Consider the following 15,893-nt stretch of genomic DNA (forward strand, 5'->3'; position numbering starts at 1 on the left):
AAAAAAGGGCGGGGCCAGGCCCGCCATGCCGTCAGACGTTCTTTCGCTCAACCGTTTTGTCGTCCCACGTGAGGACGTCCTGATCGGTTTTTTCAAACGCGCGGATTAATACGTCATCGCTTCCCTGTTGACGCCAGATCTCTTCCGCCAGGCGCTCGTCATAGTTTGCGACTTCAAAAATGGCCTCGGCAATTTCGGGCGAGGTGTGACGCAAACTGGCCCATTCACCTACGTGATGTGCTTTTGACTGATTCGTCGACATACTGATCTCCTTCTGAAAGGTTAGTCCTTAAGTTTTGCTGCCAGCCCGGCAACGTGTTCGCCCTGGAAACGGGCAATAATCAATTCTTCCTGGGTTGGCTGACGTGAACCGTCACCACCGGCCAGCGTCGTGGCACCATAAGGCGTACCGCCGCGGACCTCAGAAATGTCAAACATCTCTTTGGTACCATAGCCGATAGGCACGATGACCATGCCGTGGTGGGCGAGGGTGGTCCAGACAGACGTAATGGTTTGTTCCTGTCCTCCTCCGGTACCGGTGGAGGTAAAGACGCTGGCAATTTTGCCGTAGAGCGCGCCAGAGGCCCACAGGCCGCCTGTCCGGTCCCAGAATGTTCGCATCTGCCCTGACATGTTGCCGAAACGGGTAGGGGTGCCCACGATGATGGCATCGTAGTCAGGCAGTATCTCTGGCGTCGCTTCAGGCGCGGATTGCTGAGTTTTACCGCCAACTTCCGCAAAGCGTTGTGCATCCATGGTTTCAGGGACGCGCATCACATCTACCTGGGCGCCAGGCACCTTGCGTGCGCCTTCTGCGACAGCGTTCGCCATGGTTTCAACGTGTCCATACATTGAATAGTAAAGCACCAGAATCTTAGCCATTGATCTCTCCGGGAGTTAGTCAACACATCGAAAAGTATAGAAGAGCTTTACCTGACTGTGAGAAATCACCGGTCAGACAGTCAGCGTAACGACACTGAAAATGCTGAGAATGGGTTTTTTTAAGGATTAATCGTCGTCTTTTAAGTCAATTCTTAGCGTAGAGTCTGTTTCTAAATGTAATTTTCAGCGATCCGTAGACCTAAAAGGTGGAATGTCACACAGGCTTTCACGCACATGTCCTTCGATGAACATCAAGCCGCCTCACGTGAAGCGATGTGGCACTGAACGTTCATGCATCAGAAGATCGCAAACCGGTGCAGGTATGTTCACCTGTTATCGCTCCAGCCCAGACCGTGTCAGGTGACGGGGTGCCGCCTGATGCGAGGCGACAGTCACGCAGCAGGAAACGGAATTGCATTCGCCCGGATCACTGATCACAATAGCGCCTGAAAACAGATACAGGTGAATTATGTCGGATACGACTCGCAAACTGACCGTCGGTATTACGCGTCAGGAACTGGTCCTTATTTTTATTACGGTAATCTGGGGGGGAACGTTTCTGGTCGTGCATCAGGCGATGCATTATTCAGGTCCGTTCTTCTTTGTCGGTTTACGCTTTGCTACCGCTGCGCTGTTACTGGCGTTTTTTATCCGCCGCTATCTTGCTGCTGTCTGTTGGCGCGAAGTCAAAGCGGGCACGATGATCGGCCTCACGATTGCGGGGGGCTAAGGCTTACAAACCTGGGGCATGCAGACGATATCCAGCAGTCAGTCAGCGTTTCTCACCGCGCTTTATGTTCCCGTGGTGCCGCTGTTGCAGTGGCTGTTTCTGCGCCTTCCGCCAAAACTGATGGCGTGGTTGGGTATTTCACTGGCGTTCTGCGGATTGATTCTGGTCGCGGGGCCGCAGGATGGCCGAATTGCGCTGAATCAAGGGGAAGCCGCGACGTTACTCAGCACGCTGGCTATTGCCGGAGAAATCATTCTTATCAGTCGTTTTGCCGGTCAGGTTGATGTGCGTCGGGTGACCTTCATTCAACTGACTGTCGCTTCACTGTGTGCCTTCTGCTTTATGATCCCGAATGGTGAATCCGTGCCTGCGTTATCGACCCCGCTGTTAGTCAGCGCGGTCGGGCTCGGCGCAGCCAGTGCGCTGATACAGGTAACAATGAACTGGGCTCAACGCAGCGTATCACCGACACGCGCCACGGTCATTTATGCCGGTGAACCGGTCTGGGCGGGTGTGGTGGGGCGTTTAGCAGGCGAGCGTCTGCCGGCCGCTGCCATTCTTGGCGGTATCCTGATTGTCTGCGGAGTCATTGTCAGCGAGTTGCGCTGGAAACGTAGCATGCCATCGGCCTCTTCCGATGAATAGTGGCGCGAGAATAAGTGCTTATGGCCCTGTCAGTGTGGACTTTTCCCTGCGCCGTATATCACAGCTGTCGGCACGTTACCGCCTGAAAACAGTCTGTTGCCGTGATGCGTAACGGTAACGTGAAGGAGATACTTATGAAAAAGGCTACGACCGGGCCAACGCGTCGTGCGGTCGCCGTTGCAGCGAAACGTGCGGCAATTCTGCAGGCTGCCCTGACTTGTTTTTCCCAGTTTGGTATTCACGGGACGCGGCTGGAGAAAGTCGCGGAGCAGGCTGGCGTCTCCAAAACCAATTTGCTGTACTACTATCCCTCTAAAGAAGCGCTTTATGTTGCCGTATTAAAAGAGATCCTGGATGTCTGGCTGGCACCGCTACGTGCCCTGACTTACGAGCAGGAGCCGTTGCGCGCCGTGCGTCAGTATATTCGCCTTAAGCTGGAGGTTTCTCGCGATTATCCACAGGCATCAAAGTTGTTTTGCCTGGAAATGCTGCAGGGTGCGCCCTTGCTGAAAGGTGAACTGGCCGGCGATCTGAAGACGTTGATGGACGACAAAACAGCGATAATTGAGCGCTGGATAGCTGAAGGACGGCTGGCGGCGATTGCGCCTCAGCATCTGATCTTTATGCTGAGGCTAACGGCTTAACCTGTTGATTAATATGATATCTAACTGTCTGCTTTGGCACTGTGGGGCACCAATGGGGCACTGTCTCTGAACTGCTGATTGAGAGTATTTATCTGTTCCATGCTGCTCTCAGGCATCCATCTTCCATAGACGTTATAAACCATCTGGGCGCTGGCATGGCCCATCTGCGATGCAATGAAGGTCGGGTTAGCACCTGCACTTAACATCCAGCACGCATAGGTATGGCGTGACTGGTAGGCATTGCGGTATCTTATACCGGCACGTTTTATTGCAGAGGCCCACATGGTGTTCAATGCGCCTACCGCATAATGATGGCCGTTGCTGATGCCCTGCCGCGTTAGCTGAGGTGTGAATAAAAAGGTGCAGGGGTGCGTGCTTGTCCGGCCATACTCCCGCAACTTTATCTCTTTCAGGTATTGCTTACCCATGCGGGTAAGCTCTGCCTGATCCCTCAGCGCATTCAGTGCAGGCTCTAGCAGGTGAATGAGCCTGTCAGTACCCGCATCCGTTTTGGGTAGCGTAAACTCTCCCAATGACGTCAGATTACGCCTTACCATCAAGGTTCCGGCTTTCAGATCCACATCTTCCCATGCCAGCGCCACCAGTTCCCCGTGACGCACACCGGTATAAACGGCAACAGTCCAGAGATTTCGCGCCTGCCTGTTATGGCATGCAGCGATGAACCGGCTAAACTCATCCTTGTTGATCGGATCCGGTAACGCCCTGGCCTTTTTGAGAGGCGATATACCGGCGAAAGGGTTGGTTTCCAGGTAGCCATTTTCAGTAGCGAATCGGAACATTCCGGCCAGTGTACCCATGTAGTAATTAACCGTTGGCACCGTCCGCCCCTTCACGGGGATATTCCTTCCCCGCTCCAGTACCTGATAACCCGTCAGAAGTTCCTTTCTGACAAAAAGCAGCTCTTCTTTCGTAACAGAAGAAACCAGCCTGTTCCCCCCAACCCTCGGAAGCATGTTTTTTACTACCGACTTGTACCTGTGTAGTGCATTGGCGCTGATTTCCATTTTTTTCAGATCCAGCCATTTATCCGCCAGATCTGCCACTGAAATTTCTTTCTTCTCCAGCCCAAACCGCTTGAGATTGGATGATTCTGGAAACTGCGCAGCGTAATCAAAACTTCCCATTTTAATTGCAAAGCAGACAGAGGCACGAAGCTCTCCGGCAACCTTGCGGTTCTTGGCGGTGTCAGGCACGCCCAGATTTTCCCGGATGCGCTGACCTTTAAACAGGAACCAAATCCTGAGTGAGCCGCCGTGGTTTTCGACGCCTGTCGGGTAAACTGCTTTATTCATTGTTCCCTCCTGACGTCCAGGAGCCTCGTCAGTCTATCTCTTTAAATTCTTCCGGTCATCCGATGGGATGTTTCTGGGCCGAAACCCACGCATCAATTGCCTTTCGGTTATACATGCATTCGCTGGTGGGCTTAGGCTCTCCGTCTGGCGAAACGTGCTTATACTCTCTACCCAAAAGCCATGAGTTTTTACGGGCGCGAGCAATAGTTCCAGATTTCAGGCCCGATACCGCAATCAGAACCTGTTCAGTAACCCACTCATTGGGCTCAAGATGAATGACAGTTGTCATAAATTACCGTCCTGTGGGCGCGGCCCACTGCAATGCATTAATCACTTCAACCTGAATGGCCGCCTTGATCCTCACTTCAGGCCAGCCATCACGAAACGCAATGTGCAGCATCTCGTGAATACGTGTCGCTGCATCACGTGCAAGGCTTTCATGCTCGTAGCTGGTGGCTGGCAATGTAATTCCTCGCCCGGTAGCACGCTTGATTTTCAGATAGCCTTTACGCTCCAGTGCGTTAATGTGGTTCACCGCTGAATTTGGTGATTTCCATCCCATGCCTTCGGTAATTTCCACGATGGTTGGCGACAGACCATTTTCCCGAATAAAGCCGCGGATGAAATCGAACGTGCGCTGCTGCGTGTCAGTCATTTTTTCCACCGTTCACCTCCGGCGCGGCTGCCAGCATTGCCGAATAGCAAAGTTTGGCCTCGTGTGCTGCCTGCTGACATCCGCTCATTGCCTCGTATGCCGCCCAATCTGCTGGGTCACTAAAAATGACGCTGGGTGCAGACTCGAAACCGCGAATGACCATTTCTTCCGTTGGCTCTACCGGAACAAGCTTCCAGCCATCAGGAATCGAAACCTGCAATGCAGTCGCGGCGGTAAGAGCTTTCTCAACCAAAACCCGATAAGCCATTTGCGCCCGAACAGCATCAGGGGATCGCCATGTCTCTACTTCTGGTAGTTTGAATGGCTTCTGCATCGCCAGCTCGTCGTTGAGGTCTGCCATGTCACGCTGCGTCATTGGGAACCACCTTAGCGAACCCGGCAGCCAGAATGCTTTTTGCCACTTTGGTTGGGTCGAGTTTGCATATAGCATCATCCTCAGCCTCTGTAAGCACAGCTTTCATCAGCTCGTTACACAGAACGCCGTCATAATCCTTCGGCCAGAAATCGGATGGCATACCGTAGCTGTCGCAGTAGAAGAATGTATCGATAGTGATTTGCGCGGCTTCCTGTTCCGTGCGCGGCGGCTGACGATATCCAGCCTCCCAAACGATATCCACTACAGCGGACGGATCACCTTTTGCCTCTTTCACCAGTGCAATCAGTTCAAAAATATTTTCCTGGCTCATTTGCCCACCGCCTTATTCAACTCTTCCTGCAAACGCTGCTCAGCGATTGCCTGCGCCAGAACGCGGCAATTCAGCAAACTTTCCTTCGACACCTCGCTGCGCAACAGCCTGAGCAGTTCTTCGCTCTCAAACTGGCTGCGCATACGGTTCATCTGCTTCTCTTCCTGACGCAGAACAGAAAGCCGTTCGGTAATCCGGCGCTGCATTTTTCGCCATGCAGTGAGCGCATCAGTTGTGCGGCGAAAACGTCCAATGTCCGATGGATCAATTTCTGCGACGCGCACTTTGATGCTGTCGATAGTTTTGTTGGTGATGGCCAGCGCCTTGAGGTGATCGGCGATACCATCCAGCCCTTCAATATTGATGCGGCCGTTAGGCAGTTGAATATTGCTCACTGTGCAGCCTCCCGCATTACTGCCTTATATGCCCGCAAACCACGTTTAACCGGCCCGCTGATTACCGTCTTGCGAAAGAAGATGCCTGACGTGCTGGCCCGAACATCAGCAGAGAGCAGGGCGGCATCAACCGCCCGCTGGTGCCTGCGATATTCAAAAAGGCTGCTGGTGATAGTCAGCGTGGCCGTGGCTCCGTTATCTCTGAAATCAAACTTCATCCGATCACCCCCTTGAGCCAATGGCTAAAACCAATGAAGCAGAAGAACCCCGCTGTTAATCCCAGCCCCGCGAGGCTGGAAAAGAACAGGGTGAACATGACCAGCTCAGCAACTTTTTTCATTTGCCACCGCCTTTAAGCACCATCGATACCTGACCGGCTTTATCCAGCGCTTCGATCATCAACTGGCGCTTGCCTTTGGTTTTCTTGCGTCCGTTCATAATCAGGCTGCAAATGGTCAGCAATTCCGCTTCTTGTTGCTCATCACGCGAAACGATATGCCGCAGCTCTTCAAAGCGTCCGGTCAGGTGCGCCAGTGAGGGCATGTTCTCCAGGCTGATATGACTACTGCCAGACTTGAAGTCGATGAAAGCCTGGTTAACGTCAAGCTGGAAGTCAGCCCTAACCCAGCCGGCATAAGACACAGCAATCAACTCATGTGCATATGTACCGGGCGAAGCGCCGCCAATCGCCGTATCGACTACTTTTTGAGCTGCCGCCATATTTGGCGTCTGGAACATTTTCAACAACTTAGATTCGAGTTCCGCAATGAGCTCTTTCGCCTGTTTCGTCCTGAGCCAGCGGTTAGGCTCTTTGTTCTCACCCTCACCACTGGCCTTGTGCAGCGTGTTCAGGTTGTAGCGCCCAAACTCATCAAGCGGAATTTCCACGCCAACCACTACCGGGAGTTTGTTAATCATGCTTTCACCTCTGGGAAGTCCTCGATGCTGTAACGCATAGGCATGACAACGAACTGAGCGTTACCAAACTTTTCCATTACTGAGCGATCGAACATGAGGCGGCATGCGGTTGTTTCACCGGATGGTGCCAGACGAATACGAATGAGGTCGCTGCCTTTGCCAAACATTTTCAGCGGGTAGCTGAGATAATGAGCGCTCAGTGCGGGGGTAGCATTTTCATCGACTGACTTCGGGATCACCCTGTCCATGTCAGGGAACCGGCCTTCAAGAATTTTGATGACAGTAAAGCCAATTCTTTCGCCCGCTTCATCACGATGCACAGCGTAGGGTTCTTTACTGAAATGAATCTCAGTAGTTTCTGCACGAGCCGGAACCGCGCCGCCAAACCAGACGATGACGTCTTTATTGGTTTTAAAGCCGTGTTCCATCCGAAGCGCAACGTGTCCATTGGTTGCCTCCAGATACTGTGGCGTGATATGCACTCCCTCCAAATAATAACGAGGGTCTTTTCTGGCAACGCAAACCAGCGCGGCGCGAAGAAGGCCAGAATTAATAACCAGTGTTTTACTCATCGCCTTCTTCCTCCAGTTTTTCTGTATCCTGATCGGCCAGTTCGTCAAGCGCGGCATCGAATTGCTCAGCTTCGTGATAAGTAGCAATGCGGATAGATTTAAACGTTGGTGAGGAAAGTTCCTCCTTGCTGTTAAGAATCCCCACTACCGCCGAAACTGCCGTTCCTGTCTCGCTGCTGCCCTGGCAAAAAATGGAATACTCACGGCGTTCACCCAAAAGATCGGTAACCATGAACGTGACGCGATACCAGACCTGCATAAGTTCGTCTTTCATTTTTTTCCTCTCAGTAAGGTTTGTTAGCCAGGTGTTCGGCATACTGTGTTTTGATGGCTTCGTGCTTTGCCACCCAGGCTTTAAACTCGCGCTTTTTAGCCAGGATGCGGCGAATGCGGCGGGCCGTCCGGTTGTGCGCAAAAAGATACTGCTGAGTGTGCGGGCCAACGCTGTGCGGAACTGGCTGGTTAAACCCATCAAGCATGGGGTCGTTGGTCTGAAGACCCGCGTGATGAAAAGTTTTGGTGACCATGTAATGCGCCAGATTGTTGATGGCGGCACTGCGGCTCAGGCAACGCTTTGACCAGCCGTGACGGGTCACGACGAATACTGGTGAGCTGACGATGCGAAATGATTCGTCGATTGAGTCTTCTTTAATTACTGATAATTTTTTCATTTCTTTCCGTCCTTAACTCCGTTATAGGTTTCATGTGTCATTAACTGCCAGTCTTTGCCGTTATTCCGCGACAGCAGACGCCAACGAGGATTAACTGCCAGGCTGAGGTAGCCGGTACTACGAATGCGGCAGGCGAATATCCGGCGCTTCCTGTACTGCGATAATTTCTTCGTTGCCTGAACGATTACCCATTCAGGCGCTTTAAAAGTTGTAAGGCTCATTTATCACCACTGCTGGCGAATGCTTCCTCTGCAACGTTTTCAATCAGCCCGCTCATGAATTCAACGCCGACAGAAGTTAATCTGTCTTTATTCGTATTAAGGCAGTTCTGGTAATGGCTTCTTATTTCACTCTCTGCCTGATCGTTGGGGTAAGCTGCATAAACCGCCGTCTCAAAGAAATGAACCAGAGCGCCAATCAGCTTTGTCTCATTAATCTGTAACCTGACTGATTCACCATTTGATAATTTTACAGTGCAAAATTTATGACCATTTTTCATCAGCATTGAATTGATTGTCGCAGCAACCAGATAATTGCGGTTGTTCTCAAGGATGCTGGTCATTCCGCTTCGTCCTTTTCAAACCCTGCCTTGCAGAAGTGATAGAGTTCATTACTTAAGTTGAGGCTCAGGCCTGTCAAAACATCTTTTTCATGATTAGATAGCTGGGAAGAATAAATAACCTGAACTAAAACATTTAACTGCTCAGAAATGTTTTTGGCTTCTTCGAAATTGTCAATTTCCATCACTTCACCCCATAAGCAGCGCGGAGAAAAAGGTTTGCAATTACGTCATGCTTCGACAGGTGGCAGGTCTGAGCGTGACGGTATGCGGTTGAGTTTTTAATGCTCATTAGCTTTATCCATACGGTCGATGCGCACCTGCATGTTTTCGATAGTTTCATACGCAGAACTAATCGCGCATTTCAGGCCCAAATCAATTTCAATATGGTCACAATCAGAATTGTGAATAATGTCAATCGCCGTAATTGCTTGCAGAATGCGATTATGGAAGCGCTTTAAATCATCTAAAATTTCTTTAGAGCCCGCACAGTTAACGCAATTAATATCTGTATTTTTCATAATCTAAACACCATGAGTTATTGATTGCTGAAACTGGTAAGGTGACTACTTCTTAAATTTATAGAGAAGTTTCTCTAACTCGTTAACCGCATGCATACCTGAACGCTCAGCACAGCCCATAATTGAAACAATGTCGGTGCTATTAATACTGCTGCAATTCTTATAGGCAACTTCAATAGCGGTGAATGAATCCACTATCTGACTGATATAGATATCAGTGCTGCTAAGTTCATCATCTTTCATTTCCCGCACTCCTGATTTTGGTTGCACGAATCCCGCGCCGTTGGGCGTGAATATTAAATTGGTTTAATTAATTATTATCGATTTTAAGGAGTTTTTGTATTGCTTTACCCTGATTGTCGGTCACTGATTCACAAATATGTGACAGACCGTAAAAGGCTGCTGAGTTATCATCTTGATCAGGAGGAAGCGAGTCCATCATTTTTTTGATGATAACGTTCAAGGACTTTGAAAGCGTATATGCTTCATTGAGTTCATCGATATTAATTGACATATTCATTCACCCATTGACAAATTTTTGAGATTGTTTGTATTAATATCCCAAACTGTAGATATGACATTTTCAATATCTTCTTCTTGTACATCACCTGTACTCAAAGCAATCAACAGAATTGAAAGGATAGAATCTATTTTTTGCGATGCTTCTAAAGCATTTTTTTGTTTCTGAAGTTCGAATTGCTTTAACATTATTACTTCCTCGGTCGCGCTCTGGAATTAAATGTAACTAAAGTATCATTCGTGGTCAAGGCTGTATGATACTTTTTTTTCGCTCGAGGTTGTAAAAAAAGCCGCAAAAGCGGCTTATTCATTGAATTTTATTAAAATATATCCCATCGAGCATCTACTATTACCCCACCAATAATGCAATCTTCATCGATCCTTATGACTGAATACTGAGGGTTTATGGGCTTAAGGTATTCGTCGCCAGCGTCACATACGTATTGCTTGAAAGTTGCTTCGCCAGAAGATTTCCTATAGGCCAGAACGTAACAGCCCGGGTAAACATCCGCATCGGGGTTTATCAATATGCTCATTCCCTCAGGGAATGTTACACCAACTGGTGACGACATCGAGTCACCTTTAACTACCAGCCAAAACCCATTCTCACCAGCGTACTTCACCGAATCCTTCCAGTTATCTATATCGTAAATGTTGAAATCATCACCAGCAGTCATGAACTGCCCGGCCTGCACCCAGTTCAGGGTTGGGTATGAGTATTTAAAATCCTTTTGGGGAGCGCTGGAAACGTTTGTATCCCATTCATTAGCTTTGCCGTTATCCGCATCACCCTTGCCTGTTTGCAACCACTGAGCGTCGCAATTAAGCGCTTTTGAGATTTTGAATAACGTATTACTGTTGAAGTTTTTAGTAAGACCCAACTCAGCTTTGCTAATTGCCACCCGTGTTACGCCAGCTTTTTTTGCCAAACCCTCTTGAGTGAGATTTAAGCTGTTTCTGCGGCTGATAAGTCTTTCAGATAAGTTGCTCATGGATTGCCTCATATTTTAGGAAACTAAAGTAGCATTTCAAATTGATACTTTGGGTTCGTTGTGTTAATTTTGTATGATACTTTAGTTTCGAGGTCAAGTTATGAATCTCTACGAAATACTTAAAAAGCATTACAAAACAAATACTAACATTGGAATGAATTTTCCTAAGCGTGGTAAGCCGCGCTCAAGTCAGGCGGTTGGTAAATGGAAATTTCGTGGTGTTCCAGAAGACGTTGCCATTCTCTGCCATATCAACCCTGAAATACCTTATGAGCACCCAACTTTGACAGGCCCAGACCATGCAGCCTGATTACCTCTCAGTCGTCATGCCAGCCTTCTACGTGCAGGAAGACGGCAAGTGGATTCAGGAACAGCTTAACGGGCTTCCTGTGTCGATGCGGCACAAGGTAGCAACGCAGTATGCCGAAGTCTATCAGGCTGCATTCGATGCAGAACCGACCCCATACCGCCAGCAGAACGCCGGACGCCGCGAGGCTAACACGCGCCTGCGCCTGTATGTGCAGCGTTATCAGAATGCGGCTATGGGGCTGACCGAAAAACCCGCCTTGGCCAGTAACCATGCCAAGCCGGTTGCCGCTGCACAGATCGGCGGCGATCAGCTTGCAGAGGGGTGGTGGTGAGAACGGAACTGAAAGCGGCTCAGATTTGGGACTGTGTTACTGGCAAAGGTGCTTTTTCTCCGATCTGCCAGAGATCACTTACTTAAGTACCCCCATATTTTTTTGGACTAAACGAGAATGATTATCAACAAAGATAAGACACAAAAAATCATTGATAAATTTCGCGCTCAGGTTAACTGGAAGCCTGCCAGAGTGGTCGCTGAGCTTGTTAAAAATGGCGTCTCGCAACATGAGGCAGAACGTATTACCAAGGAGAATGCGCCAGCCCGCAAAGAGCACAAGCCCCACAACAGCCATGCAAAGCCGGTCAACATGGAAGACCTGAGCACGCATTACATCGTTGTTGGCGATTACGACATGCTCAGCCTGCGTCATCAGGACGCGCTGATCGCCGCTGTGCGCTGCGCTAACGGCAAGTCTGGCCGCCACGATGGCGCAACCGCCGTGAAGCTGTTCGGCCTGGTCAAGGCTTACCCGATTATCACCACGGCCGAGGTTAACAAACACCTTAACCGCGATGCGTTTCTCGACAGCATTCCGCTGTACATCAACGGCGTGGAGATCCCCGGCGAACCTATGCCGTCCGCTGACAATGACTTCGTGAAAGAGCTTTTCCGCGCCGTTAAGCAGCTTCGCAAAATTGCAGACGGCCTCGAGGCGTCAGGTGAGATTGAATTCAAAAAATATCTGGAGCGCGTACCGACCAAGGAAGACGTGAAGCGTGCCGTGGGAATTGTGGCACCAAAAATCACCAACCCCCATTTCCACACCATCGACTATGACCGTGACTATCGCATGATGCCGCACCCGGCGCACCGCGAGGACAGCAAGCGGATTATTGAGGAATGGAAGGAACAACTTTTTAACGGAGGGCGCAGCAAGCCGGAGGGTAGATCTTTGAACGGGAATACCGCTCCGGCCGCTGCTGGCAATCAGAATTACGAGGCCGACCACCATGAGTGATTATTACACAGATAAATCAGTAGCGGAACAGGCGCCAAAAAATGCGGATGCTCATCCGGTAGTTTTCAGGGAGGTTTGCTGTGCTGAATCTCAAGCCTAAACTCAAACAGGTTACAGCCTTGCAGATGCTGCGCCAGGACTGGAATGATTATCGCACTTTCCTTCTGTATGCCCCTGTTGGGTATGGGAAAACCTTCATATCGGCATTCCTGGCCGACCGTGCGCTTGCCAGCGGTAAACGCACGATGTTTGTAGCGCCTTACCTGACACTGGTACACCAGACTGCTGCGCGTTTCGTTCAGTACGGCATCCCCGAAGACCAGATCAGCTACGTCTGGCGAGATTACAAGCCGCACGACCCGGATCGCCTGATTCAGATTGCTTCGGCAGATACGCTGATTCGCCGTGAATTCCCGGAAAATATTGACCTGCTGATCGTGGACGAGGCCCACATGAAACGCCGTGCGTTGCTTGAGGTTATCCGCGACAGCGACATTCGGGTAATCGGCCTGTCAGGCACGCCGTTCTCGGCCTGGATGGGCCAGTATTACGAGCGCCTCATCAAGCCAACCACGATGAAGGAGCTTATCGGTATTGGTGACCTGAGTCCGTATGAATTCTACGCACCCACAAACCCGGATCTGAACGGAGTGAAAATGTCCGCGAAGGGTGGCTTCGGCAAGGACTACAACGAGGAGCAGCTGGCGGAGATTATGGGCGATTCAGCGCTGGTGGGCGATATCGTCAGTAACTGGCTGCAGCATGGCGAGAACCGCCCGACCGTGTGCTTCTGCGTCAATCAGTCACATGCGGGATTTATCACGACAGAGTTTAACCGTGCTGGCGTCTCTGCTGAGATCATCATTGACGCCACGCCATCCGATGAGCGCCGGATGATTATTCACCGATTCGAACAGGGTGCCACGAAGGTAATCGTCAACGTGGGTGTGCTGACGGCGGGTTTTGACAGCGATGTGCGCTGTATTATCTATGCCCGCCCGACCAAATCAGAAATGCGCTGGATACAGTGTCTGGGGCGCGGCCTGCGCACGGCACCCGGAAAGCAGAACTGTATCATCTTCGATCACAGCGGCAGTATTCACCGCCTGGGCTACCCGGACGATATCGAGTACGACGAACTGCCTGGCAAAAGTGACGGCATGAAGGCCGCAGCCGGTTACGGCGACAGCGAGAAAGCCGAGAAGAAACCCAAAGAGTGCTCACAGTGCCATTTCATGAAACCCGCCGGGGTTTATGTCTGCCCGAAATGCGGATTCAAGCCCGTTGGCGGTGAGAACGTCGAGACGGACACCTCACGCAAACTGCACAAACTGACGGGTAAAAAGCGCATATACACCCGCAGCGACAAGCAGGCGTGGTGGAGCCAGATCAAGGGCTATCAGCGGTACAGGGCAATGAGCGGCAAAAAGCCCGTATCAGACGGATGGTGTGCTCACACGTTCAGGGAGAAGTTCGGAGAGTGGCCAAACGGGCTGTCTGATTATCCGATGGAGACGGGCCCGGAGGTTGCCGGGTATATCAAGGCGAAATTTATCGCATTCAGTAAAGCGCGGGGTGCCGCCTGATGAATACCAGAGACGCAGTGATCGGGCGCTGGCCGGAAGTGTTTAAAGCGTTCGGGATGCCACCTGTAACCGGGCTTAAACACTGGACAAAGGAATGTCCGGTCTGCAACCGAAAGGGCAAATTCCGCATCGATGACAAAGAGGGTCGGGGAACGTGGATTTGCAGTTGCGGCAGCGGTGACGGCTGGAAGCTGCTCGAACTCACGCAGCAGAAGACCATCGGCGAACTGTTTGCAGAGGTGGATCAGATTATCGGCAACGTCTGGCAGCGTGACGCCAGCGCACCGCAGCGGCAAAAGCAGGTCACAACGGTGGAGCAGGTGCGTGATGCTGTCCTGCGCAAGTTCTCAGGTATGCAGGGTCTGCGAGACACGCCAGCGCAGGCTTATCTGAGCAGCAGAGGGATATTCACTCTGCCTGTGCCGGATGCGTCCAGATACTGCCCCAGCCAGCCTCTGCACGCTGGAGGCACGTTTCAGGCGATATGGTCACTGGCCACCGACAGCAAAATGAACCTCTGCTACCTGCACCGCACGCTTCTGGATGGCGATAAAAAAGCGAATGTAGATATGGCGAAAAAACAGAAAAAGCTACAGGACGATAACTATCTGGAATATGCCACCTCAGTTGCTATCCGGCTTTTCCCGGTAGCGTCAACGCTGGGTATCGCAGAGGGGATCGAAACGGCCCTGTCATGCAAGCAGCTTTACGGCGTCAATACCTGGTCAGTCATCAACGCAAATTTCATGGAGAAGTTTCTCGCGCCGGCAGGGGTAACTCACCTGATTATTTTTACCGACATGGACAGGCACACGGCAACAGGGCACGCAAAGGCGTTCGAGTGCGCACATAAAAACTTACTGGCTAAAAACGATGTTGAAAAAGTTACAGTTCGCTGGTGTGACGGCGGCGATTTCAACGATTTGATTATGAACGGCGATCAGGTTCGGGAACTCACATTTAACAAAAAGGCGGCGGCATGAAACTGGAATCAGCACTCAAATATTTCAATCCCAAGAGCCAGCAGTATGACGCCACCACACCCGCTACAGGCAGTGATTCGCTGACTGGTACGGATTTGATGGGCGCGGTAGGGTTCTGTCAGTCCAAGGCACCGTTTGGTATTTCGGCTGTACTGGCTAAATCCACGGGCAGCAACGAGGAAACTTACCGTACTGTCGAGCAGCTTTTGCAGTACGCCAACCGCACTGCACCAAAGCTGCTCAGGAAAGCCGCTGGCGCAAAGCTGGGGCGTTGTCTGATGGTTCTTTCAAAGCTGGCGTTTGATGAATATGCACGTTCGGCATCATCAACAGCACCATGCCAGCACTGCAACGGCACCGGGTTTAACCACGTCATGCGCAGCGTAGTGAAGTATCCAGGCTATATCAGCGCTGTGGACGGCGAGGAAAAGATACCGCCGCGCATTGTTGATGAGATGGTCCGCGAAAAATGCACCCGCTGTGACGGCAAAGGTCGCGTCTATGCCCGCTGTCGCTGTAACGGAACAGGCCGGGTTCGGGATTTGGAAGCGTCAAAGCGTCAGGGAGTGCCGGTTGATAAAGAGTGTGAGCGTTGCTCAAGCCGGGGTTATCGCCGGTTGCCATCAAGCATGGCTTACCGTTCAGTGGCTTTGCTCGTTCCTGATCTCACGCAATCATCATGGTCACGAAACTGGAAACCATTTTTCGAAATGCTGGTGAGCAAGTGCGAAATTGAAGAAGCTCACGCTGACGCAGTGTTCATGAAAGCCACGAAATAAATTGACATTGCATAAAATTGGCGTATTCTGTCCAAATAGTGGCAGATTTATACGCATACGCCACTAATCAAATTCAAGACCTCGCCTCGGCGAGGTTTTTTTATGCCTGCAATTCCAGTTTCCATCCGCGCCACGTCCGGCGCAATACAACCACAGAGCCTTTTCAGGGGTGAGCCATAGGGATCGTCAGTGTGACATTCTCTGTGGGCTAACGACTC

At 50.9% G+C, this 15,893-nt stretch carries 28 protein-coding genes and 2 pseudogenes; 8 read left to right on the forward strand and 22 right to left on the reverse strand.

What is annotated here, in order from left to right:
- Nucleotides 1-31 precede the first annotated feature (31 nt).
- Together F7Q90_RS00855 and wrbA are read right to left on the reverse strand one after the other, a co-directional pair.
- Nucleotides 32-262 (reverse strand): YccJ family protein, encoded by a 231-nt coding sequence (locus tag F7Q90_RS00855; RefSeq protein WP_006118682.1) that lies wholly within the window; start codon nucleotides 260-262, stop codon nucleotides 32-34.
- 20 nt (nucleotides 263-282) lie between these two features.
- Nucleotides 283-882: an NAD(P)H:quinone oxidoreductase gene (wrbA, locus tag F7Q90_RS00860; protein WP_006118683.1), complete on the reverse strand. Its 600-nt coding sequence runs from the start codon at nucleotides 880-882 to the stop codon at nucleotides 283-285.
- A 469-nt stretch (nucleotides 883-1,351) separates the two neighbouring features.
- Here wrbA and F7Q90_RS00865 point away from each other — a divergent pair.
- A pseudogene (locus tag F7Q90_RS00865) lies at nucleotides 1,352-2,257 on the forward strand (DMT family transporter).
- Between the two features lie 134 nt (nucleotides 2,258-2,391).
- Nucleotides 2,392-2,895, forward strand: a pseudogene (rutR, locus tag F7Q90_RS00870) (HTH-type transcriptional regulator RutR); the annotation flags it as partial.
- A 26-nt stretch (nucleotides 2,896-2,921) separates the two neighbouring features.
- Here the strand turns inward: rutR and F7Q90_RS00875 are convergent.
- The 20 genes from F7Q90_RS00875 to F7Q90_RS00970 all read right to left on the reverse strand — a co-directional run bounded on the left by F7Q90_RS00875 (nucleotide 2,922) and on the right by F7Q90_RS00970 (nucleotide 10,723).
- Nucleotides 2,922-4,214 (reverse strand): tyrosine-type recombinase/integrase, encoded by a 1,293-nt coding sequence (locus tag F7Q90_RS00875; RefSeq protein WP_006118687.1) that lies wholly within the window; start codon nucleotides 4,212-4,214, stop codon nucleotides 2,922-2,924.
- 55 nt (nucleotides 4,215-4,269) lie between these two features.
- Nucleotides 4,270-4,503 (reverse strand): excisionase family protein, encoded by a 234-nt coding sequence (locus F7Q90_RS00880; protein ID WP_044241767.1) that lies wholly within the window; start codon nucleotides 4,501-4,503, stop codon nucleotides 4,270-4,272.
- 3 nt (nucleotides 4,504-4,506) lie between these two features.
- Nucleotides 4,507-4,869 (reverse strand): LexA family protein, encoded by a 363-nt coding sequence (locus F7Q90_RS00885; protein ID WP_006118688.1) that lies wholly within the window; start codon nucleotides 4,867-4,869, stop codon nucleotides 4,507-4,509.
- The gene (locus tag F7Q90_RS00890) at nucleotides 4,862-5,245 is read right to left on the reverse strand and encodes a hypothetical protein (RefSeq protein WP_052310115.1); all 384 of its coding nucleotides are present in this window, start codon (nucleotides 5,243-5,245) and stop codon (nucleotides 4,862-4,864) included. The genes F7Q90_RS00885 and F7Q90_RS00890 overlap by 8 nt, the downstream gene beginning before the upstream one ends.
- Nucleotides 5,232-5,576: a hypothetical protein gene (locus tag F7Q90_RS00895; protein ID WP_006118690.1), complete on the reverse strand. Its 345-nt coding sequence runs from the start codon at nucleotides 5,574-5,576 to the stop codon at nucleotides 5,232-5,234. Before F7Q90_RS00895 ends, F7Q90_RS00890 begins: the two co-directional genes overlap by 14 nt.
- Nucleotides 5,573-5,971 (reverse strand): hypothetical protein, encoded by a 399-nt coding sequence (locus tag F7Q90_RS00900; protein ID WP_006118691.1) that lies wholly within the window; start codon nucleotides 5,969-5,971, stop codon nucleotides 5,573-5,575. The genes F7Q90_RS00895 and F7Q90_RS00900 overlap by 4 nt, the downstream gene beginning before the upstream one ends.
- The gene (locus F7Q90_RS00905; protein WP_006118692.1) at nucleotides 5,968-6,189 is read right to left on the reverse strand and encodes a hypothetical protein; all 222 of its coding nucleotides are present in this window, start codon (nucleotides 6,187-6,189) and stop codon (nucleotides 5,968-5,970) included. The genes F7Q90_RS00900 and F7Q90_RS00905 overlap by 4 nt, the downstream gene beginning before the upstream one ends.
- Nucleotides 6,186-6,311, reverse strand: coding sequence for a hypothetical protein (locus tag F7Q90_RS00910; protein ID WP_006118693.1), 126 nt, complete (start codon nucleotides 6,309-6,311; stop codon nucleotides 6,186-6,188). The genes F7Q90_RS00905 and F7Q90_RS00910 overlap by 4 nt, the downstream gene beginning before the upstream one ends.
- Nucleotides 6,308-6,889, reverse strand: a complete 582-nt coding sequence (locus tag F7Q90_RS00915; RefSeq protein ID WP_006118694.1) for a KilA-N domain-containing protein — start codon at nucleotides 6,887-6,889, stop codon at nucleotides 6,308-6,310. The genes F7Q90_RS00910 and F7Q90_RS00915 overlap by 4 nt, the downstream gene beginning before the upstream one ends.
- Complete coding sequence (locus tag F7Q90_RS00920; RefSeq protein ID WP_044241815.1) at nucleotides 6,886-7,449, reverse strand: bacteriophage protein; 564 nt, start codon at nucleotides 7,447-7,449, stop codon at nucleotides 6,886-6,888. The genes F7Q90_RS00915 and F7Q90_RS00920 overlap by 4 nt, the downstream gene beginning before the upstream one ends.
- Nucleotides 7,450-7,453: 4 nt before the next feature.
- Complete coding sequence (locus F7Q90_RS00925) at nucleotides 7,454-7,735, reverse strand: hypothetical protein (protein WP_006118696.1); 282 nt, start codon at nucleotides 7,733-7,735, stop codon at nucleotides 7,454-7,456.
- 10 nt (nucleotides 7,736-7,745) lie between these two features.
- The gene (locus tag F7Q90_RS00930) at nucleotides 7,746-8,132 is read right to left on the reverse strand and encodes a hypothetical protein (RefSeq protein WP_006118697.1); all 387 of its coding nucleotides are present in this window, start codon (nucleotides 8,130-8,132) and stop codon (nucleotides 7,746-7,748) included.
- Nucleotides 8,129-8,353: a ParE family toxin-like protein gene (locus F7Q90_RS00935; protein WP_044241770.1), complete on the reverse strand. Its 225-nt coding sequence runs from the start codon at nucleotides 8,351-8,353 to the stop codon at nucleotides 8,129-8,131. Before F7Q90_RS00935 ends, F7Q90_RS00930 begins: the two co-directional genes overlap by 4 nt.
- Entirely contained in the window at nucleotides 8,350-8,694 is a 345-nt protein-coding gene (locus F7Q90_RS00940; RefSeq protein ID WP_006118698.1) for a hypothetical protein, read from the reverse strand. The genes F7Q90_RS00935 and F7Q90_RS00940 overlap by 4 nt, the downstream gene beginning before the upstream one ends.
- Nucleotides 8,691-8,876 (reverse strand): hypothetical protein, encoded by a 186-nt coding sequence (locus F7Q90_RS00945; RefSeq protein WP_006118699.1) that lies wholly within the window; start codon nucleotides 8,874-8,876, stop codon nucleotides 8,691-8,693. The genes F7Q90_RS00940 and F7Q90_RS00945 overlap by 4 nt, the downstream gene beginning before the upstream one ends.
- A gap of 96 nt (nucleotides 8,877-8,972) precedes the next feature.
- Entirely contained in the window at nucleotides 8,973-9,212 is a 240-nt protein-coding gene (locus F7Q90_RS00950; protein ID WP_006118700.1) for a hypothetical protein, read from the reverse strand.
- Between the two features lie 45 nt (nucleotides 9,213-9,257).
- The gene (locus tag F7Q90_RS00955; protein WP_006118701.1) at nucleotides 9,258-9,455 is read right to left on the reverse strand and encodes a hypothetical protein; all 198 of its coding nucleotides are present in this window, start codon (nucleotides 9,453-9,455) and stop codon (nucleotides 9,258-9,260) included.
- A gap of 67 nt (nucleotides 9,456-9,522) precedes the next feature.
- Complete coding sequence (locus tag F7Q90_RS00960) at nucleotides 9,523-9,726, reverse strand: hypothetical protein (RefSeq protein ID WP_006118702.1); 204 nt, start codon at nucleotides 9,724-9,726, stop codon at nucleotides 9,523-9,525.
- A 2-nt stretch (nucleotides 9,727-9,728) separates the two neighbouring features.
- The gene (locus tag F7Q90_RS00965) at nucleotides 9,729-9,920 is read right to left on the reverse strand and encodes a hypothetical protein (protein ID WP_044241773.1); all 192 of its coding nucleotides are present in this window, start codon (nucleotides 9,918-9,920) and stop codon (nucleotides 9,729-9,731) included.
- Between the two features lie 131 nt (nucleotides 9,921-10,051).
- Nucleotides 10,052-10,723 carry a LexA family protein gene (locus tag F7Q90_RS00970; RefSeq protein ID WP_044241774.1) on the reverse strand — a complete coding sequence of 224 codons (672 nt, stop codon included), beginning with the start codon at nucleotides 10,721-10,723 and terminating at the stop codon, nucleotides 10,052-10,054.
- Between the two features lie 100 nt (nucleotides 10,724-10,823).
- On the opposite strand from F7Q90_RS00970, the gene F7Q90_RS00975 reads away from it, so the two are divergent.
- From F7Q90_RS00975 to F7Q90_RS01000, 6 genes are all read left to right on the forward strand, one after another.
- Nucleotides 10,824-11,033 carry a hypothetical protein gene (locus F7Q90_RS00975; RefSeq protein ID WP_071988744.1) on the forward strand — a complete coding sequence of 70 codons (210 nt, stop codon included), beginning with the start codon at nucleotides 10,824-10,826 and terminating at the stop codon, nucleotides 11,031-11,033.
- The gene (locus tag F7Q90_RS00980; RefSeq protein ID WP_006118703.1) at nucleotides 11,023-11,364 is read left to right on the forward strand and encodes a hypothetical protein; all 342 of its coding nucleotides are present in this window, start codon (nucleotides 11,023-11,025) and stop codon (nucleotides 11,362-11,364) included. The genes F7Q90_RS00975 and F7Q90_RS00980 overlap by 11 nt, the downstream gene beginning before the upstream one ends.
- 117 nt (nucleotides 11,365-11,481) lie before the next feature.
- A complete protein-coding gene (locus tag F7Q90_RS00985) occupies nucleotides 11,482-12,327 on the forward strand; it encodes a hypothetical protein (RefSeq protein ID WP_006118704.1) in 846 nt (281 codons plus the stop codon).
- A gap of 80 nt (nucleotides 12,328-12,407) precedes the next feature.
- The gene (locus tag F7Q90_RS00990) at nucleotides 12,408-13,913 is read left to right on the forward strand and encodes a DEAD/DEAH box helicase (protein WP_006118705.1); all 1,506 of its coding nucleotides are present in this window, start codon (nucleotides 12,408-12,410) and stop codon (nucleotides 13,911-13,913) included.
- On the forward strand, nucleotides 13,913-14,896 hold the full coding sequence (locus F7Q90_RS00995) for a DUF7146 domain-containing protein (protein WP_006118706.1): 984 nt from the start codon (nucleotides 13,913-13,915) through the stop codon (nucleotides 14,894-14,896). Before F7Q90_RS00990 ends, F7Q90_RS00995 begins: the two co-directional genes overlap by 1 nt.
- Nucleotides 14,893-15,675: an antitermination protein Q gene (locus F7Q90_RS01000; protein ID WP_006118707.1), complete on the forward strand. Its 783-nt coding sequence runs from the start codon at nucleotides 14,893-14,895 to the stop codon at nucleotides 15,673-15,675. The genes F7Q90_RS00995 and F7Q90_RS01000 overlap by 4 nt, the downstream gene beginning before the upstream one ends.
- Nucleotides 15,676-15,893: the final 218 nt, after the last annotated feature.

Origin of the sequence: Pantoea stewartii subsp. stewartii (genome assembly GCF_008801695.1) — a bacterium.
GTDB classification, from domain to species: Bacteria; Pseudomonadota; Gammaproteobacteria; order Enterobacterales; family Enterobacteriaceae; genus Pantoea; species Pantoea stewartii.

Excerpts from the sequence above, each read along its gene's own strand:
- F7Q90_RS00855 (WP_006118682.1), bottom strand. The coding sequence starts at position 262 with ATGTCGACGAATCAGTCAAAAGCACATCACGTAGGTGAATGGGCCAGT.
- F7Q90_RS00910 (WP_006118693.1), bottom strand. The coding sequence starts at position 6,311 with ATGAAAAAAGTTGCTGAGCTGGTCATGTTCACCCTGTTCTTTTCCAGC.
- F7Q90_RS00880 (WP_044241767.1), bottom strand. The coding sequence starts at position 4,503 with ATGACAACTGTCATTCATCTTGAGCCCAATGAGTGGGTTACTGAACAG.
- F7Q90_RS00890 (WP_052310115.1), bottom strand. The coding sequence starts at position 5,245 with ATGACGCAGCGTGACATGGCAGACCTCAACGACGAGCTGGCGATGCAG.
- F7Q90_RS00995 (WP_006118706.1), top strand. The coding sequence starts at position 13,913 with ATGAATACCAGAGACGCAGTGATCGGGCGCTGGCCGGAAGTGTTTAAA.
- F7Q90_RS00885 (WP_006118688.1), bottom strand. The coding sequence starts at position 4,869 with ATGACTGACACGCAGCAGCGCACGTTCGATTTCATCCGCGGCTTTATT.
- F7Q90_RS00975 (WP_071988744.1), top strand. The coding sequence starts at position 10,824 with ATGAATCTCTACGAAATACTTAAAAAGCATTACAAAACAAATACTAAC.
- F7Q90_RS00940 (WP_006118698.1), bottom strand. The coding sequence starts at position 8,694 with ATGACCAGCATCCTTGAGAACAACCGCAATTATCTGGTTGCTGCGACA.
- F7Q90_RS00965 (WP_044241773.1), bottom strand. The coding sequence starts at position 9,920 with ATGTTAAAGCAATTCGAACTTCAGAAACAAAAAAATGCTTTAGAAGCA.
- F7Q90_RS00970 (WP_044241774.1), bottom strand. The coding sequence starts at position 10,723 with ATGAGCAACTTATCTGAAAGACTTATCAGCCGCAGAAACAGCTTAAAT.
- F7Q90_RS00985 (WP_006118704.1), top strand. The coding sequence starts at position 11,482 with ATGATTATCAACAAAGATAAGACACAAAAAATCATTGATAAATTTCGC.
- F7Q90_RS00935 (WP_044241770.1), bottom strand. The coding sequence starts at position 8,353 with ATGAGCCTTACAACTTTTAAAGCGCCTGAATGGGTAATCGTTCAGGCA.
- F7Q90_RS00875 (WP_006118687.1), bottom strand. The coding sequence starts at position 4,214 with ATGAATAAAGCAGTTTACCCGACAGGCGTCGAAAACCACGGCGGCTCA.
- F7Q90_RS00930 (WP_006118697.1), bottom strand. The coding sequence starts at position 8,132 with ATGAAAAAATTATCAGTAATTAAAGAAGACTCAATCGACGAATCATTT.
- F7Q90_RS01000 (WP_006118707.1), top strand. The coding sequence starts at position 14,893 with ATGAAACTGGAATCAGCACTCAAATATTTCAATCCCAAGAGCCAGCAG.
- F7Q90_RS00980 (WP_006118703.1), top strand. The coding sequence starts at position 11,023 with ATGCAGCCTGATTACCTCTCAGTCGTCATGCCAGCCTTCTACGTGCAG.
- F7Q90_RS00960 (WP_006118702.1), bottom strand. The coding sequence starts at position 9,726 with ATGTCAATTAATATCGATGAACTCAATGAAGCATATACGCTTTCAAAG.
- F7Q90_RS00925 (WP_006118696.1), bottom strand. The coding sequence starts at position 7,735 with ATGAAAGACGAACTTATGCAGGTCTGGTATCGCGTCACGTTCATGGTT.
- F7Q90_RS00905 (WP_006118692.1), bottom strand. The coding sequence starts at position 6,189 with ATGAAGTTTGATTTCAGAGATAACGGAGCCACGGCCACGCTGACTATC.
- F7Q90_RS00945 (WP_006118699.1), bottom strand. The coding sequence starts at position 8,876 with ATGGAAATTGACAATTTCGAAGAAGCCAAAAACATTTCTGAGCAGTTA.
- F7Q90_RS00950 (WP_006118700.1), bottom strand. The coding sequence starts at position 9,212 with ATGAAAAATACAGATATTAATTGCGTTAACTGTGCGGGCTCTAAAGAA.
- F7Q90_RS00955 (WP_006118701.1), bottom strand. The coding sequence starts at position 9,455 with ATGAAAGATGATGAACTTAGCAGCACTGATATCTATATCAGTCAGATA.
- wrbA (WP_006118683.1), bottom strand. The coding sequence starts at position 882 with ATGGCTAAGATTCTGGTGCTTTACTATTCAATGTATGGACACGTTGAA.
- F7Q90_RS00895 (WP_006118690.1), bottom strand. The coding sequence starts at position 5,576 with ATGAGCCAGGAAAATATTTTTGAACTGATTGCACTGGTGAAAGAGGCA.
- F7Q90_RS00915 (WP_006118694.1), bottom strand. The coding sequence starts at position 6,889 with ATGATTAACAAACTCCCGGTAGTGGTTGGCGTGGAAATTCCGCTTGAT.